At 69.2% G+C, this 15,334-nt stretch carries 6 protein-coding genes and 8 pseudogenes; 13 read left to right on the forward strand and 1 reads right to left on the reverse strand.

Translation table 11 applies throughout. The features are described from left to right. Window positions 1-5 precede the first annotated feature (5 nt). The 7 genes and pseudogenes from KAE78_RS08300 (at window position 6) to KAE78_RS08330 (ending at window position 6,045) form a co-directional block, all read left to right on the forward strand. Window positions 6-755 carry a DedA family protein gene (locus tag KAE78_RS08300; protein WP_223170514.1) on the forward strand — a complete coding sequence of 250 codons (750 nt, stop codon included), beginning with the start codon at window positions 6-8 and terminating at the stop codon, window positions 753-755. Window positions 756-783: 28 nt separating this feature from the next. After that, window positions 784-1,080, forward strand: a complete 297-nt coding sequence (locus KAE78_RS08305; RefSeq protein WP_317451735.1) for a DUF3054 domain-containing protein — start codon at window positions 784-786, stop codon at window positions 1,078-1,080. 52 nt (window positions 1,081-1,132) lie between these two features. After that, window positions 1,133-1,489 carry a VOC family protein gene (locus KAE78_RS08310; protein ID WP_223170515.1) on the forward strand — a complete coding sequence of 119 codons (357 nt, stop codon included), beginning with the start codon at window positions 1,133-1,135 and terminating at the stop codon, window positions 1,487-1,489. 58 nt (window positions 1,490-1,547) lie between these two features. After that, window positions 1,548-2,212, forward strand: a pseudogene (locus tag KAE78_RS08315) (GntR family transcriptional regulator). Then, window positions 2,209-3,730, forward strand: a pseudogene (locus tag KAE78_RS08320) (MmgE/PrpD family protein). Before KAE78_RS08315 ends, KAE78_RS08320 begins: the two co-directional pseudogenes overlap by 4 nt. 175 nt (window positions 3,731-3,905) lie before the next feature. Further along, window positions 3,906-4,811 (forward strand): annotated as a pseudogene (gene prpB, locus KAE78_RS08325) (methylisocitrate lyase). Window positions 4,812-4,909: 98 nt separating this feature from the next. After that, a pseudogene (locus tag KAE78_RS08330) lies at window positions 4,910-6,045 on the forward strand (bifunctional 2-methylcitrate synthase/citrate synthase). A 33-nt stretch (window positions 6,046-6,078) separates the two neighbouring features. Here KAE78_RS08330 and KAE78_RS08335 read toward each other — a convergent pair. Next, window positions 6,079-6,648, reverse strand: coding sequence for an antibiotic biosynthesis monooxygenase (locus tag KAE78_RS08335; RefSeq protein ID WP_223170516.1), 570 nt, complete (start codon window positions 6,646-6,648; stop codon window positions 6,079-6,081). A gap of 127 nt (window positions 6,649-6,775) precedes the next feature. Between KAE78_RS08335 and KAE78_RS08340 the strand changes: the two are divergent. From KAE78_RS08340 to mmsB, 6 genes and pseudogenes are all read left to right on the forward strand, one after another. Then, window positions 6,776-7,952: pseudogene (locus tag KAE78_RS08340) on the forward strand (thiolase family protein). A gap of 125 nt (window positions 7,953-8,077) precedes the next feature. Continuing rightward, window positions 8,078-8,932 (forward strand): pyruvate, water dikinase regulatory protein, encoded by an 855-nt coding sequence (locus KAE78_RS08345; protein WP_223170517.1) that lies wholly within the window; start codon window positions 8,078-8,080, stop codon window positions 8,930-8,932. Between the two features lie 20 nt (window positions 8,933-8,952). Continuing rightward, window positions 8,953-11,343 (forward strand): annotated as a pseudogene (ppsA, locus tag KAE78_RS08350) (phosphoenolpyruvate synthase). Between the two features lie 288 nt (window positions 11,344-11,631). Continuing rightward, window positions 11,632-13,133 (forward strand): annotated as a pseudogene (locus KAE78_RS08355) (CoA-acylating methylmalonate-semialdehyde dehydrogenase). Between the two features lie 24 nt (window positions 13,134-13,157). Further along, window positions 13,158-14,351, forward strand: coding sequence for an acyl-CoA dehydrogenase family protein (locus tag KAE78_RS08360; protein WP_223170518.1), 1,194 nt, complete (start codon window positions 13,158-13,160; stop codon window positions 14,349-14,351). Beyond that, a pseudogene (gene mmsB, locus KAE78_RS08365) lies at window positions 14,348-15,315 on the forward strand (3-hydroxyisobutyrate dehydrogenase). The gene KAE78_RS08360 and the pseudogene mmsB overlap by 4 nt, the downstream one beginning before the upstream one ends. Window positions 15,316-15,334: the final 19 nt, after the last annotated feature.

Consider the following 15,334-nt stretch of genomic DNA (forward strand, 5'->3'; position numbering starts at 1 on the left):
CGCCGATGACTGTGGGTGCTGTTGTGGTGCGAGCCGCCGCCGAAGGCGGGTACGACGGCTTCATCGGATGGGTCCTCAGCCTCATGGAGTCCCTCGGCGAGGTCGGCGTCGGCATCGCGGTGCTGATCGAGACCTTCGTGCCCCCGATCCCCTCCGAGGCGCTGCTGCCCGGCGCGGGCTTCCTCGCCTACGAGGGCCGCATGAGCTTCTGGGGCGCCTGGCTCGCCGCCACGCTCGGTGTGCTCGTCGGCGCGCTCATCTGGTACGCGATCGGTGCGGCCCTGGGTCGCGATCGCACCCGCCGCCTCGTCGGACGCATCCCTCTCATGGGCGTCGAGGACTTCGACAAGGCCGAGGTCTTCTTCCAGCGCTGGGGCGGTGCCGCCGTGCTCTTCGGGCGCTGCGTCCCGCTCGTGCGCTCCTTCATCTCGATCCCCGCGGGCATCGAGCGGATGCCGCTGGTCAAGTTCACCGGCTACACCTTCATCGGATCAGCGGTCTGGAACGGGATCTGGGTCGGCCTCGGCTACGCCTTCGGCCCGGCCATCGCCCCGATCCTCGAGCGGTGGAGCGGCGTGCTCTCCAGTGCCGTGCTCGCGGTCGTCGCGCTGCTGTTCCTCTGGTTCGTCGCTGCGCGTCTGCTGAAGATCCGCCGCACGGTGCGTGAGGCGGCCGAGGTCGTCGAGGCTGCCGAAGAGCTGGCGGATGCCGCGGAGCCGCCCGTGTCGACCGGCACCACGCCCACCGCGCGCTGATCGCGATTCGTCCCGGGAGAATGAGGGCATGACCTCTCGCTCTGCGCCTCGCGTCGTGCTCGGCGCGCTGGCCCTCGACATCGTGCTCGTCACCGCCTTCGCCGCGGTCGGGCGCGCAAGCCATGAGTCGGCGCCCTTCGGCATCGGCCTCCTGCAGACGGCCTGGCCCTTCCTCGTCGGGCTCGCGGCCGGGTGGCTCGTCACGATGGCATGGCGGCATCCTCTCTCCGTACTGCCCACGGGTGTCGGGGTGTGGGTGCTGACGGTGGCCGGAGGGATGCTGCTGCGCGCGATCGCCGGGCAGGGACGGCCCTCCCGTTCGTGATCGTCGCGACCCTCACCCTGCTGGCTCTTCTGGTCGGGTGGCGACTCATCGCGTGGATCGTGTCGCGGGTCAGGGCGAGTCGAGCCGCCTCCTGACAACCCCTTGTCGAGCCCGCACCGATGGAGGAGACTGGCCGCGCCGACTCCGACGAGAGGACACGACATGGCCCACGGCGACCGTCGAGGTCGACTCGATCGACGACACGATCGCGGCGGCGGTCGAGGCCGGCGGCACGGTCGTGCTGGAGAAGACTCCGATCGACGAGCGCAGCTGGTGGGCCGCGATCCTCGACACCGAGGGCAACCACATCGGGCTGTACGAGGGCACGACAGGGAGTAGCCGCGGCTTCCGGTCGCGCCGCGAACCCGGCCGTCGGCCGTGCGAGACGAAACGCAGTATGTATACGTAAATAGGTTCCTGCGGCATTCGGCTCGACCTTTCGGTCGTTTTATGTATACACTGACTCCATGACGATGCTGGGTGAAGGAACACGCGCGAGTGATCGCGCGTACCGCACGCTGCTCGAGGAGATCCAATCCGGAGAGCTCCCGGCCGGCGCCGTGCTCGGCGAGGTCGAGCAGGCCGCGCGTCTCGGCGTGAGCCGCACGCCGCTGCGCGAGGCCATCCGACGCTTGGCCGCCGACGGTCTCGTCGAACAGCAGTCGCCGCGTGTCACCGTCGTCACGGATGTCGACGCCGACGACATCCGCGACCTCTTCGAACTGCGTCGCGCTCTCGAGGAGTCGGCCGCGCGTCTGGCTGCCGAGCGGGGCGATGCGGCCGAGTTCGCGGCGCTCGCGGGGAGTTCGCCGCCGCGCAGCTGGATGCGGCATCCGATCTCGACGCCTATTACGCGCTCATCGCCCGCTTCGACCAGGCGCTGGACGCCGCGGTCGCCAACACCTATCTCACCTCGGCGCTGCGCACGGTGCGCACGCATCTCGTGCGCGTGCGCCGCATGGCCCGCGACAAGCCGGCGCGACTGGCCGAGTCGGTCGCCGAGCACCGTCTCATCGCCGCGGCGCTCGCCGCCCGCGACGGCGACCTCGCCGCCCATGCCACGCACGTGCACCTGCACAACGCGCTCGCGAACATCCTCGATTCCCTGTCCAACACCGAAGGAACACCATGACCGTCACCCACCACGTCCGTGTCTACAGGAGCGAAGAGGACCTGCCGCGCGAGGAGCAGCTCGCGTGGAAGATCGCCGAGGTCGCCACCGACCCCGTCGAGGTCGAGGCAGACGTCATCGACATGATCATCAACCGTGTGATCGACAACGCCTCGGTCGCCGCCGCATCGCTGAACCGCGGACCGATCATCGCCTCGCGCGCCCAGGCGCTGTCGCACCCGGTCTCCACCGGCGGTCAGGGCGCCTCGATCTTCGGTCTGGCCGCGGAGAAGTCCAGCCCGGAGTGGGCGGCCTGGACCAACGGCGTGGCGGTGCGCGAGCTCGACTACCACGACACCTTCCTCGCCGCGGAGTACTCGCACCCCGGTGACAACATCCCGCCGATCCTCGCGGTCGCCCAGCACGTCGGCGCCGACGGCCGTGCGCTCGTGCGCGGCATCGCCACCGGCTACGAGATCCAGATGGACCTCGTGCGCGCGATCTGCCTGCACAAGCACAAGATCGACCACGTCGCCCACATCGGGCCCTCGGCCTCCGCCGGCATCGGCACGCTCCTCGGACTCGACACCGAGACGATCTACCAGGCCGTCGGCCAGGGACTGCACACCACGACCGCTACGCGGCAGAGCCGCAAGGGCGAGATCTCGACCTGGAAGGCGCACGCCCCCGCCTTCGCCGGCAAGATGGCCGTCGAGGCCGTCGACCGGGCGCTGCGCGGGCAGACGAGCCCGTCGCCGATCTACGAAGGCGAAGACGGCGTCATCGCCTGGATGCTCGACGGCCCCGACGCCTCCTACCAGGTGCCGCTTCCCGCCCCCGGCGAGGCCAAGCGCGCGATCCTCGACTCGTACACGAAGGAGCACTCGGCCGAGTACCAGGCGCAGGCCTGGATCGACCTGGCGCGCAAGCTGCACGGCGAGCACCCCGAGCTCCTGGACCCGAAGAACGTCAAGGGCATCGTGCTGCACACGAGCCACCACACCCACTACGTCATCGGCTCGGGCGCGAACGATCCGCAGAAGTACGACCCGACCGCCTCGCGCGAGACCCTCGACCACTCGATCCCGTACATCTTCGCGGTGGCCCTGCAGGACGGCGGCTGGCACCACGTCGACTCGTACACCCCGAGCGCGCGGGCCGTGCCGACACGGTCGAACTGTGGCAGAAGATCACCACCGCCGAGGACGCAGAGTGGACCCGCCGCTACCACTCCGAGGATCCGGACGAGAAGGCCTTCGGCGGCCGCGTCGAGATCGAACTCACCGACGGCACCACGATCGTCGACGAGATCGCCGTCGCCGACGCCCACCCGCTGGGTGCTCGTCCCTTCGCGCGGGCGGACTACATCCGCAAGTTCCGCATCCTCGCCGAGCCCGTGCTCGAGGAGGCCGAGATCGAGCGGTTCCTCGAGCTCGTGCAGCGCCTCCCGAGCTCACCGCCGACGAGGTGCGCGAGCTGAACATCGTCGCGAAGCCCGGTCTGCTCGACCTGGCCTCCGCCCCGAAGGGCCTGTTCTGATGCGAACGACCACTCTGCCGCTGCGCCGGTCTCAGAAGTTGCGGCCTCCTGGGCGCTCCTCCCGCGTCTTCTGCGACACGCAGAATCAGGCAGTCTCAGAAAATGTGGGTTCAGGCCCCTGGAGGTCGCGTCTTCTGAGACCGCCGGTTGTGAGCGCGACGAAGAGGGGACGCTGATGCTCTACTCCTCCACCCCGCCGCCGAGAAGCGGCGTCTGTTCCGCGAGCGCCTCGCCACCGGCGAGCTGCTGCGCTTCCCGGGGCGTTCAATCCGCTCTCCGCCCGCCTCATCGAGCGCAAGGGCTTCGAGGGCGTGTACATCTCCGGTGCGGTGCTCTCCGCCGACCTCGGGCTTCCCGACATCGGCCTGACCACGCTCACCGAGGTCGCCGGACGGGCCAGCAGATCGCACGGATGACGGAGCTGCCCGCCATCATCGACGCCGACACCGGCTTCGGCGAGCCGATGAACGTGGCTCGCACGATCCAGACCCTCGAGGACGCGGGCCTTGCCGGCGCGCACATCGAGGACCAGATCAATCCGAAGCGCTGCGGGCACCTCGACGGCAAGGCGGTCGTCGACGAGGACACGGCGGTCAAGCGCATCCGCGCCGCGGTCGACGCGCGCCGCGACGAGAACTTCCTCATCATGGCGCGCACCGACATCGCCGCCACAGGCGGGCTGGAAGCGGCGAAGGATCGCGCGAAGGCGCTGGTCGACGCGGGCGCCGACGCGATCTTCCCTGAGGCGATGCGCTCGCTGGAAGAGTTCGCCGCCGTCCGTCAGGCGGTCGACGTGCCGATCCTGGCGAACATGACCGAGTTCGGGAAGTCCGACCTCTTCTCTGTCGACCAGCTGCGCGATGTCGGCGTGAACATCGTCATCTGGCCGGTGTCGCTTCTGCGCATCGCGATGGGCGCGGCGGGCCGCGCACTCGATACGCTCATCGATGAGGGCCACCTCACGGGCAAGCTCGGCGAGATGCAGCACCGCGCCGACCTCTACGACCTCATCGACTACGAGGACTACAACCACTTCGACACATCCGTCTTCAACTTCACAATCGACACATCCGGCCGCTGAGAGAGCGAGCGGAGCGAGACGAAACGCCTGCGTCACCACGTTTCGTCTCGTCGCTTCGCTCCTCGCTCAACGACCGGGGCTATGCAAAGGAGCACCTGATGACCGACACGATCGAGATCAAGAAGGGCCTGGCGGGCGTCGTCGTCGACACGACGGCGATCTCCAAGGTCAACCCGGAGACCAACAGCCTCCTGTACCGCGGGTATCCGGTTCAGGAGCTGGCGGTGACCCAGCCCTTCGAGGCCGTCGCCTCCCTGTTGTGGAACGGTGAGCTCCCGGATGCCGCGCAGCTCGCCGAGCTCCGCGCCGAGGAGCGCACGCACCGTGCTCTCGCCCCGAACGTCAAGGCCGTGATCGACCTGCTCCCGCTCGAGGCGCATCCGATGGACGAGGTGCGCACGGCCGTCAGCGCGATCGGGGCGAGCGACACGACCGGTTCCGGATCGGTGCTCGATGCGAGCGGCAGCCGCGAGGACAATCTGGCCCGCAGCATCCGACTCTTCGCGGCCCTCCCCGCGATCGTCGCCTACGGACAGCGCCGCCGGCGCGGCGAGGAGCTCATCGCGCCGCGCGACGACCTGGACTACTCGGCGAACTTCCTGTGGATGACCTTCGGCGAGGTGCCCGATCCGGTCGTGGTGGATGCGTTCAACCGCTCGATGATCCTGTACGCGGAGCACTCCTTCAACGCCTCGACGTTCACCGGTCGTGTCATCACCTCGACGCTCAGCGACCTGTACTCGGCGGTCGTGGGCGCGATCGGCGCTCTCAAGGGGCCGCTGCACGGCGGGGCCAACGAGGCCGTGCTGCACATCTTCACCGAGATCGGCTCGGCCGAGAACGTCAAGCCGTGGTTGGACGAGGCGCTCGCCGAGAAGCGCAAGATCATGGGCTTCGGCCACCGCGTGTACAAGAAGGGCGACTCGCGCGTCCCGACGATGAAGACGGCGCTGGACACCCTCATCGAGCACTACGGACGATCGGATGTCGCCGAGCTCTACGACGCGCTCGAGAGCGAGTTCGTCGCGCGCAAGGGATCTACCCGAACCTCGATTACCCCTCGGGCCCGGCGTACAACCTGATCGGTTTCGACACGCTGACCTTCACCCCGCTCTTCGTCGCCTCGCGCGTGACCGGCTGGACGGCGCACATCATGGAGCAGGCGGAGGCCAACGCGCTCATCCGTCCGCTTTCGCACTACGACGGCGTCGACGAGCGGCACGTCTCCCTGTAGACGGGGCGGGCGCCGGCTGCGGCCGGCGTCGCCTCAGCGGGCGAGCCAGGAGCGCAGCATCCGGGTCACCCAGGGGAGCACCGCGTAAGTCATGATCGGCGTGAGCACGAGCGTGGTCACGAGCACGCGCAGCCAGAGCGGCAGCGTGTCCCATCCGGGGACCGGGCTCGCCGCGTAGGAGAAGGCGAGGTTCACCGGGAAGAACCCGAGCCAGATCGCGATCGCCTGCTTCCAGCGTGCCGGGGCCGGTGCGGCGTTCGTCTGCTCGGGAAGCGCGGTGGAGCCGGTGGCGGGCACGTCGAACCAGCCCTCGATCCCGGTGCGGCGCGCCGACCGCTCGCTGCGCACGAAGCCCTCGCCCATCGACAGCCACCACGTGCGCTCGGGCGAGTTCTCCCAGCGTTCGAGCGTCTCGGCGTCGGCGAAGCGGTACAGCATATGCCAGATGTGCGAGTTCTCCCCGGCGCGGATCCACCCCGAGCCGAGGAAGCCGGGGTACTTGTTCGCGAGGTTCATGCCGGTCTGCACCCAGGCGGTGGCCTCGGCGATGTGTGCGGGGTCGACGTCGCGACGGATGGACACGGTGATCGGTTCGCTGGTCATGTGCGCCCTCAGGATGATGTGCTTGTGGCGTCTCCGAGTCTAGGAGCGCAGTGTTGCCGATGCGTGACGCGCGGGCGGAGTGACCGACCCGGGTCCGCCGCGCGGGGCCGCGGCGCATAATGGGCAGATGCGCAACGAAGCCGTTCTTGTCGATGTCGTCCGCACGCCCGTCGGCCGGGGCAAGCCCGGAGGAGCGCTGTCCGAGGTGCACCCGGTCGACCTCGCCGCCGGGGTGCTCCAGACGCTCCTCGAGCGATCCGGCCTCGAGTCGACCCAGGTCGACGACGTGCTGCTCGGCTGCGTCAGCCAGGTGGGCGATCAGGCGATGAACATCGCGCGACAGGCCGTTCTGGCCGCCGGTTTCGATGAGAGCGTGCCGGCGACGACGATCGATCGGCAGTGCGGGTCGAGCCAGCAGGCCGTGCACTTCGCGGCGCAGGGGATCGCCGCGGGCGACTACGACATCGTCGTGGTGGGCGGCGTCGAGTCGATGAGCCGCGTGCCGCTGGGCGCGTCGGCTGCGGGCGGCTCGCCGATGTCGCCGCGCCTGCGCGCCCGCTATCCCGAGGGCCTCGTGAACCAGGGGTCAGCGCCGAGCTCATCGCCCAGAGGTGGGGCTTCGATCGCGAGACGCTCGACGCCTACGCGGCGCAGTCGCACGCGCGGGCCGCCGCAGCCTGGCGGAGGGGTTCTTCGATCGCACGGTCGTGCCTGTCCCGGAGGCTCCGGATGCGGCATCCGACGAGACCGTGCGCGAGGGCACCACCGTCGAGCGTCTCGGCGGGCTCGCCGCATCCTTCCGCACCGACGCGCTCGCCGAACGCTTCCCGGACCTGGATTGGCGGATCACGCCGGGCAACTCCTCGCCGCTGACCGACGGGGCCTCGGCCGCCCTGCTGATGAGCTCCGATCGCGCGGAGTCGCTGGGGCTCGCGCCGCGGGCACGATTCCAGGCCTTCGCCGTCGCGGGTGACGATCCGCTGATGATGCTCACCGGGCCCATCCCCGCGAGCCGTCGGGTGCTCGAGCGGGCAGGTCTGGGCATCGACGACATCGACGCCTACGAGGTGAACGAGGCGTTCGCATCCGTGCCGCTGGCCTGGGCCGCCGAGGTGGAGGCGGATGCCGCAAAGCTCAATCCCCGCGGCGGCGCCATCGCCCTCGGCCACGCGCTCGGATCCTCGGGCACGCGCCTGCTCGGCACGCTCATCGATCACCTCGAGGCGACGGGCGGCCGCTACGGCCTGCAGACGATGTGCGAGGGCGGAGGCATGGCCAATGCCCTCATCCTCGAACGCCTCTGAGGGCACGGCGCGAGGAGGGGAGCCGGTGCCGTAGCTACCCGGAGCCTTGCGAATCGGTAAAGAACCAAGATTCCTTCACCCGGATTTGGTCATAGAAGGATCGCTACCTTCCATAGCCTAAAACCATGACTGCCGGGCAGGGGAGCGCACCCGTTGACGCGATCAACGCGGCCGGTGTGCGCGCCGCCTACTTCGTCTCCGACAGCACGGGCGTCACCGCCGAGACGCTCGGCAACGCGCTTCTGGTGAACTTCCCCGGCATCCGCTTCCGTCGTCATACGATCCCCTTCGTCGACACCCCGGAGGGGGCGCGGGCCGTCGTCGGCGACATCGACCGTGATGCGGCGGCGGGTCTGGCGCCGCTCGTCTTCACGACGGTCAAGCAGGCGCCTCTGCGCGACATCCTGGCTTCGGCGAACGCCGTCACCATCGACCTGCTCGCCGGCCATCTCACCGAGCTCGAGGAGGCGCTGGGCACGACGGCGTCCGAGCAGCTCGGTCAGTACCACGGGGTCACCGACACCGAGCGCTACTTCGACCGCATGCGGGCGATCGAGTTCGCGATCGAGCACGACGACGGGCAGAGCTCACGCGCGCTCGACAAGGCGGATGTCGTCATCGTCGCCCCTTCGCGGTGCGGCAAGACGCCCACGACGATGTACCTGGCGATGCAGTACGGGCTCCTGGTGGCCAACTACCCGCTCACCGATGACGACTTCCCCGCCGACGGGCTGCCGCGCGCGATCGCGAGATACGCCCGGCGCTGCTTCGGCCTGACGAGCACGCCGTTGCGCCTCAGTCAGGTGCGCCACGAGCGGCGACCGAGTTCGCGCTACGCCAGTCTCGAGCAGTGCACGCTCGAGCTGCGTCGCGCGGAGTCCCTGTACCGCAGGAGCGGCGTCCCGTTCCTGAACTCCGCGACGAAAAGCGTCGAGGAGATGTCGGCGGTCATCATGCAGACCATGAAGCTGCGCGCGTGATCACAGAGAAAGGCTCCACGATGGGCAACATCCTTTGGTTCGAAGAGGTCGGAATGGCAGATCTCGCTCAGGTGGGCGGCAAGAACGCCTCGCTGGGCGAGATGGTCTCGAATCTCGCCGGTGCCGGCGTTCTCGTCCCGCGAGGCTTCGCCACGACGGCGGATGCGTATCGGGCGTTCCTGGAGGCCGAGGGGCTCGACGAGCGGATCCGTGCGGCCGCCTCGGCGATCGACGTTGACGATGTCGCACAGCTCACCCGGGTGGGAGCGGAGATCCGGGCGTGGATCGAACAGCACCCTCTGCCCGCGGACATCGAAGCCGACATCCGCTCCGCCTACGCCCGTCTCGTCGAGAACGACCCCGACCCCGAGACCGTGTCGTGGGCGGTGCGCTCCTCGGCGACGGCGGAGGACCTGCCGGACGCGTCCTTCGCAGGGCAGCAGGAGACCTTCCTCAATATCTCCGGGATCGAGAACATCCTGGATGCGATCCGCCGCGTCTTCTCCTCGCTGTACAACGACCGGGCGATCGCCTACCGGGTGCACAACGGCTTCGACCACCACGACGTCGCCCTCTCCGCGGGGTGCAGCGGATGGTGCGGTCCGACATCGGCGCGAGCGGGGTGATGTTCACTGTCGACACCGAGTCGGGATTCGAGGACGCCGTCTTCATCACGAGCGCCTACGGCCTGGGCGAGGGCGTCGTGCAGGGCGCGGTCAACCCCGATGAGTTCTACGTGTACAAGCCGGCGCTGGCGGCCTCGCGTCCGGCGATCCTCAAGCGCACGGTGGGAGAGAAGGCCATCGCCATGCGGTACGCGGACAGCGCGATCGTGGGCGGCACGACCGTCTTCGAGGATGTCGCAGTCGAGCAGCGCCGGCTCCTCAGCCTCAGCGACGACGAGGTCCTCGAGCTCGCCCGCCACGCGATGACGATCGAGGAGCACTACGGCCGCCCCATGGACATCGAATGGGCGCGCGACGGCATCGACGGGAAGCTCTACATCCTGCAGGCCAGGCCCGAGACCGTCGTCTCGCGCTCGGACGCCAACGTCATGCGCCGCTTCGTGCTCTCCGGCCGCAGCGAGGTGCTCGCGACCGGCCGAGCGATCGGGCAGAAGATCGGTTCCGGGGCGGTCAGCGTGCTGCGCGACCTCGACGGGATGGCCGACTTCCGTGCGGGCGACGTGCTCGTGGCCGACATGACCGACCCCGACTGGGAGCCGATCATGAAGAAGGCCTCGGCCATCGTCACCAACCGCGGCGGGCGCACCTGCCACGCGGCGATCATCGCCCGCGAGCTCGGCATCCCCGCGGTCGTCGGTACGGGAGACGCGACCGATGTCCTTGAGGACGGGCGCGAGGTCACGGTCTCCTGCGCCGAGGGTGACGACGGATTCGTCTACGAGGGTCTGCTGGAGTTCTCCGAGGAGGAGACGGCTCTGGATCGGATGCCGGAGATCCCCGTCAAGATCATGATGAACGTCGGCACGCCCGACCAGGCGTTCTCCTTCTCGCGCCTGCCGCACCGGGGCGTGGGGCTCGCACGGCTGGAGTTCCTCATCAACCGGCAGATCGGCATCCACCCGAAGGCGCTGCTGGAGCTGGACACGCTTCCGGACGACCTGAGAGCGCAGATCTCCGAGCGGATCGCCGCGTACGCCTCGCCCAGCGACTACTTCGTGCAGCGCCTCGCGGAGGGCGTCTCGATGCTGGCGGCGGCCTTCGCGCCGGAGCCGGTGATCGTGCGGATGAGCGACTTCAAGTCGAACGAGTACGCGAACCTGCTCGGCGGGGAGCGCTACGAACCGCACGAGGAGAACCCGATGATCGGATACCGCGGGGCATCCCGGTACGTCTCGGCCGACTTCCGCGAATGCTTCGACATGGAGTGCGAGGCGATCCGCTTCGTCCGCGACGAGATGGGGCTGACGAATGTGAAGGTCATGATCCCTTCGTCCGCACCGTCGCCGAGGGCGCCGCCGTCATCGAGATCCTCGCCGAGAACGGTCTGCGCCGCGGGGAGAACGGACTGGAGGTCGTGATGATGTGCGAGGTGCCCTCCAACGCTCTGCTGGCGGACGAGTTCCTCGACCACTTCGACGGCTTCTCCATCGGCTCCAACGACATGACCCAGCTCACTCTCGGGCTCGACCGCGACTCGGCACTCGTGGCCGAGACCTTCGACGAGCGCGACCCCGCGGTGCGGAAGATGCTCGCCATGGCGATCGAGGCATGCCAGCGCCGGGGCAAGTACGTCGGCATCTGCGGGCAGGGCCCTCCGACCACCCCGACCTCGCCGCCTGGCTGCTCGCGCAGGGCATCGAGTCGATGTCGCTGAACCCGGACACGGTCGTGGAGACGTGGATGGCGCTGGCCGGTCAGACCGAGCCGGCGCCGGCGCTGGTCTGACCGGAACGTCGCAAGGAAGAGGAACCCCCGCCGACCCGATTCGGCGGGGTTCTGGGCGGCACAGAGAAGCCGCGACGCGGGAAGCTGAGGGACTGCCCCATTCCGGTCGGAGTCTTGCTCGCCTCGCGCACTCCCGTTTGTAGACGGCGAAGGTGAGCGGGAGGTGAACGCGGCCGGAACGCTGTGCGTCGGATGCGGCATCCGATCTCACATGGATCCCCTCGCAATTACTAGGATGTCCATGTAAAATGACTTTGTGCCAACGATGGCACGAAGGGACGTCACAAAATGACTCGTACCATCCCGCACTTCGTCAGCGGATCGCCTCTCACTCCCGACTCCGGTCGCTTCGCGGATGTCTTCGACCCCAGCACCGGTGCCGTGCAGGCGCGCGTGCCGCTCGCCACGGCCGACGAGGTCCGGCGCGTCATCGATGCCGCCGAGGCCGCGCAGCCGGGGTGGGCCGCGACCAACCCGCAGAAGCGCGCCCGCGTGCTCATGCGCTTCCTGGACCTGGTGCACCGCGAGATCGACTCACTCGCCGAGCTCCTCTCCCGCGAGCACGGCAAGACCTTCGACGACGCCAAGGGCGACATCCAGCGCGGTCTCGAGGTGATCGAGTTCGCCCTCGGCGCCCCGCATCTGCTCAAGGGCGAGTACTCGAACGGCGCCGGCGCCGGCATCGACGTCTACTCGATGCGTCAGCCCCTGGGAGTCGTGGCGGGCATCACGCCGTTCAACTTCCCCGCGATGATCCCGCTGTGGAAGGCCGGCCCCGCGATCGCCTCCGGCAATGCCTTCGTGCTCAAGCCCAGCGAGCGCGACCCCTCCGTGCCGGTGCGCCTGGCCGAGCTCTTCCTCGAGGCGGGCCTGCCGGCCGGCGTCTTCAACGTCGTCCACGGCGACAAGGAGGCCGTCGACGCGATCCTGCACGACGACCGCATCAAGGCCGTCGGCTTCGTCGGCTCGACGCCGATCGCCGAGTACATCTACGAGACCGCGACCGCCCGCGGCAAGCGCGCGCAGTGCTTCGGCGGTGCCAAGAACCACATGGTCGTCATGCCGGATGCCGACCTCGACCAGGTCGCCGATGCGCTCATCGGCGCCGGCTACGGCTCCGCGGGCGAGCGCTGCATGGCCATCTCGGTCGCCGTCCCGGTCGGGGAGGAGACCGGCGACGCGCTCGCCGCGAAGCTCGCCGAGCGGGTGGGGGCGCTGCGGGTGGGTCATCCTCTGGACCCGGATGCCGACTTCGGCCCGCTCGTGACCCGCGCCGCCGTGGAGCGCGTCGAGGGCTACATCCAGAAGGGCGTGGACGAGGGGCGACGCTCCTCGCCGACGGCCGCGGATTCGTCCTCGACCAGCATCCGGACGGCTTCTACCTCGGCGCGACCCTCTTCGACCACGTCACGACCGACATGACGATCTACCGCGAGGAGATCTTCGGCCCGGTGCTCGTGATCGCCCGCGCCGCCGACTACGAAGAGGCCCTGCGCATGGCCAGCGACCACGAGTTCGGCAACGGCGTCTCGATCTTCACGCGCGACGGCGACGCCGCCCGCGACTTCACAGACCGGGTCAACGTCGGCATGGTCGGTGTGAACGTGCCGATCCCCGTGCCGATCGCCTACTTCACCTTCGGCGGCTGGAAGAGGTCCGGCTTCGGCGACCTCAACCAGCACGGCCCCGACGCCTTCCGCTTCTACACCAAGACCAAGACCGTCACGAGCCGCTGGCCCTCGCACGACACTCGCGAGGGCGCCAGCTTCGTGATCCCCACCATGCACTAGCCCAAAAGGCCCCAAGGAGCACCCATGACCCTCATCACCACCACCAGCGCCGAGGAGCGCGAGGCGATCCTCGACGCCGTCCGCGACTTCACCGCGAACGAGCTCGCCCCCTTCGCGCTCGAACGCGACGAGAAGCACATCTTCCCGCGCGAGAGCCTGCAGCGAGCCGGCGAGCTGGGCCTCGGCGGCATCTGCATCCCCGACGAGCACGGCGGCACCGGCCTCTCGCGAGTCGACGCCGTCGCGATCTTCGAGGCCCTCGCCTACGGCGATCCCGCGGTGGCCGCCTACATCTCGATCCACAACATGGTCGTCGGCATGATCGATGCCTACGGCACCGAGACCCAGCGCGAGCGGTGGCTCCCCGAGCTCATCGCGATGGACGGCTTCGGCGCCTACTGCCTGACCGAGCCGGGAGCGGGATCGGATGCCGCGGCCATCGCCACGAGCGGGATATCCGACGGTGACGAGTACGTGCTCACTGGAGTGAAGCAGTTCATCTCCGGCGCGGGCGAAGCCGCGGTCTACGTCGTGATGGCCCGCACGGGCGAGCCTGGTGCCCGCGGCATCTCCGCCTTCCTCGTCGAGAACGGGCGCGATGGCCTGAGCTTCGGCGCCCCCGAGAAGAAGATGGGCTGGCACGCCCAGCCCACCCGTCAGGTCATCCTCGACGAGGTGCGCGTGCCGGCCGAGAACCTGCTCGGCACCCTCGGCGGCGGCTTCAAGATCGCGATGTCGGCGCTCAACGGCGGGCGGCTGAACATCGCCGCCTGCTCGCTGGGCGGCGCCCAGTGGGCCCTGGACCGTGCGGTGCAGTACGTGCACGAGCGCTTCACCTTCGGCGAGCCGCTCGCCGAGAAGCAGAGCATCGTCTTCCGCATCGCCGACATGGAGACGCAGCTGCGCGCGGCGCGGGCGCTCGTGCGCGAGGGCGCGGAGGCGGTCGATGCGAAGGCGGATGACGCGGCCGTGCGCTCGGCGATCGCCAAGCGCTTCGCGACGGACGCCGGCTTCACGGTCGCCAATGACGCCCTTCAGCTCCACGGCGGCTACGGCTACCTTCAGGACTACGGGATCGAGAAAGTCGTGCGAGACCTGCGCGTCCACCAGATCCTGGAAGGGACCAATGAGGTCATGCAGATGATCGTCGGACGCGCCGTCCTGCACCCTTCGACATCGGTTGCTGAGCCTGGTCGAAGCACAGGGACCGGGCGATGAAGATCGCCTTCCTCGGCCTCGGCCACATGGGCCTGCCGATGGCGAAGAACCTCGCGGCCGCCGGGCACGAGGTCACCGGATTCGACGTGGTCCCGGCCGCGATCGAGGCGGCGTCGGATGCCGGAATCCCGGTCGCCGCGTCGGGATCGGATGCCGTCACCGGCGCCGAGGTCGTCATCACGATGTTCCCCAGCGGCCGCCACGTGATCGACGCCTATCGCGGCGAGCTGCTCGCCGCGGCATCCGTCGGCACCCTCTTCATCGATTCCTCGACGATCGCCGTCGACGAGGCGCGCCAGGCGCACGAGCTCGCGATCGCCGCGGGCACCGGAACGTCGACGCCCCCGTCTCGGGTGGCGTCGTGGGTGCCGAGAACGCGACGCTCGCCTTCATGGTCGGCGGCTCGGAGGAGGACTTCGCCGCCGCGCTGCCACTGCTGGAGGCCATGGGCCGGCGCATCGTGCACTGCGGCGGGCCGGGTCTCGGGCAGGCGGCGAAGGTCTGCAACAACATGATCCTCGCCGTCTCGCAGATCGTCGTCGGCGAGGCCTTCGTGCTCGGCGAGCGGCTCGGTCTCACGCACGAGGCGCTCTACGACGTCGCCGCGAACGCCTCCGGGCAGTGCTGGGCCCTCACGACGAACTGCCCGGTGCCGGGGCCCGTGCCGACGAGTCCGGCGAACCGCGACTACCAGCCCGGCTTCGCCGGCGCGCTCATGGCGAAGGACCTCGGGCTCGCCCTGCAGGCGATCGAGGGAACGGGGACGGACGCCCGTATGGGCCGCCTCGCGCAGGAGATCTACGCCGCCTTCGCCGCGGGCGAGGGCGCCGGTCGGGACTTCTCCGGCATCATCACCGACATCCGGGATTCCACTTCCACCCCGGTCGTTGAGCGGAGCCCGGAAGGGCGTAGACGAAACGCACGGCAAACGCGCGCCCGTAGGGCGCGACAAGTCCCTGGCTAAACTGTCTCCGCACACATGC

The sequence above is a fragment of the Microbacterium sp. NIBRBAC000506063 genome, from assembly GCF_017968845.1.
Taxonomy (GTDB): domain Bacteria; phylum Actinomycetota; class Actinomycetes; order Actinomycetales; family Microbacteriaceae; genus Microbacterium.

What these genes read in the sequence shown, in the direction of transcription:
- KAE78_RS08300 (WP_223170514.1), top strand. Translation starts at nt 6, where the DNA reads ATGACTGTGGGTGCTGTTGTGGTGCGAGCCGCCGCCGAAGGCGGGTAC.
- KAE78_RS08305 (WP_317451735.1), top strand. Translation starts at nt 784, where the DNA reads ATGACCTCTCGCTCTGCGCCTCGCGTCGTGCTCGGCGCGCTGGCCCTC.
- KAE78_RS08335 (WP_223170516.1), bottom strand. Translation starts at nt 6,648, where the DNA reads ATGACCAGCGAACCGATCACCGTGTCCATCCGTCGCGACGTCGACCCC.
- KAE78_RS08345 (WP_223170517.1), top strand. Translation starts at nt 8,078, where the DNA reads ATGACTGCCGGGCAGGGGAGCGCACCCGTTGACGCGATCAACGCGGCC.
- KAE78_RS08360 (WP_223170518.1), top strand. Translation starts at nt 13,158, where the DNA reads ATGACCCTCATCACCACCACCAGCGCCGAGGAGCGCGAGGCGATCCTC.